The sequence below is a fragment of the Acinetobacter sp. 228 genome (genome assembly GCF_048147885.1).
The window spans coordinates 1-1,604 of sequence record NZ_JAYWYV010000184.1; the positions used below are offsets into that span (position 1 = coordinate 1).

Genomic DNA, 1,604 nt, shown 5'->3' on the forward strand with positions numbered 1-1,604 from the left:
AAATCTGGTACAAAGCGTATTTGGCAAATGGATGAAAGTGAAAAACCGCGTCGTAAGACTAACGGTACAACGCGTCCAAATACCAAAGCACCACGTGGTCGTAGCCGCAATAGCCGATAAAAATATTTAAGTTTTAAAGCTCACGTTAGTGGGCTTTTTTTAATGACTTTTATTTTATAAAAATAAAACGCCGGTGCATAAGCACCGGCTTTTAGCTATGTACTAACGAATTAGTAATTAAGCCTGAACAGTTGAAAGCGCTGCATTGAATGTAGCACTTGGACGCATTACAGCGCTTACTTTCGCTGGGTCAACTGCATAGTAACCACCGATATCAGCTGGTTTACCTTGTACTTGAGCAAGCTCAGCAACGATCTTCTGTTCGTTTTCAGCTAATGCTTTTGCAAGTGGAGCAAATTTAGCTTTCAACTCAGCATCTTCGTTCTGTGCAGCAAGTGCTTCTGCCCAGTAAAGTGACAAGTAGAAGTGACTGCCACGGTTGTCAAGTTCGCCTGTACGACGTGATGGAGACTTATCATTGTCAAGCAATTTACCAGTCGCTTCATCAAGTGTCTTCGCAAGTAACTTCGCACGAGCATTATTTTCTTTAATACCCATTTCTTCTAGAGAAACTGCAAGCGCAAGGAACTCACCAAGCGAATCCCAACGTAAGTGGTTTTCTTCAACAAGTTGTTGTACGTGTTTAGGTGCTGAACCACCCGCACCAGTTTCGTACATGCCACCACCCGCCATAAGCGGAACGATAGACAACATTTTCGCAGAAGTACCAAGTTCCATAATTGGGAACAAGTCAGTTAAGTAGTCGCGTAAGATGTTACCGGTTACAGAAATTGTATCGAGGCCACGAACTACACGCTCAAGTGTGTAACGCATTGCACGTACTTGAGACATGATCTGGATATCGAGACCAGTCGTATCGTGATCTTTTAAGTACTTCTGTACTTTCTTGATCAATTCATTTTCGTGTGGACGATATGGGTCAAGCCAGAAGATCGCAGGCATGCCTGAGTTACGTGCACGAGTTACTGCAAGTTTTACCCAGTCACGAATCGGAGCGTCTTTCACCTGACACATACGCCAGATATCGCCTTCTTCAACATTTTGAGTCAATAACACTTCACCAGTGTCAAGATCAGTAATGTTTGCAATACCTGCTTCAGGAATTTCAAAAGTCTTGTCGTGAGAACCGTATTCTTCAGCTTTTTGAGCCATCAAACCAACGTTTGGTACTGTACCCATTGTTTTTGGATCAAAGTTACCATGCCATTTACAGAAATTGATCATTTCTTGATAAATACGGGCAAATGTTGATTCTGGCATTACTGCTTTAGCATCGTATTGCTTACCATCAGCACCCCACAGTTTACCACCAGCACGGATCATTGCAGGCATAGAAGCATCTACGATGATGTCGTTAGGTGAATGGAAGTTAGTGATGCCTTTTGCTGAGTCAACCATCGCAAGTGCAGGACGGTGTTCTTGGCAAGCATGTAAATCTTCAATAATTTCTTCACGTAATGAGGTTGGAAGAGTTTCGATTTTCTCGTATAACCCAGCCATACCGTTATTTACGTTAATACCTA

The 1,604-nt window shown here is 42.6% G+C and carries 1 protein-coding gene and 1 pseudogene; one reads left to right on the forward strand and one right to left on the reverse strand.

Going from position 1 to position 1,604, the window contains the following annotated elements; translation table 11 throughout:
- Nucleotides 1–120, forward strand: a pseudogene (locus VXQ92_RS17165) (pseudouridine synthase); the annotation flags it as partial.
- Nucleotides 121–237: 117 nt separating this feature from the next.
- On the opposite strand, the gene VXQ92_RS17170 reads toward VXQ92_RS17165, so the two are convergent.
- Nucleotides 238–1,604, reverse strand: a 1,367-nt coding sequence (locus tag VXQ92_RS17170; RefSeq protein WP_416682633.1) for an NADP-dependent isocitrate dehydrogenase, incomplete at its 5' end; no start/stop codon positions are given.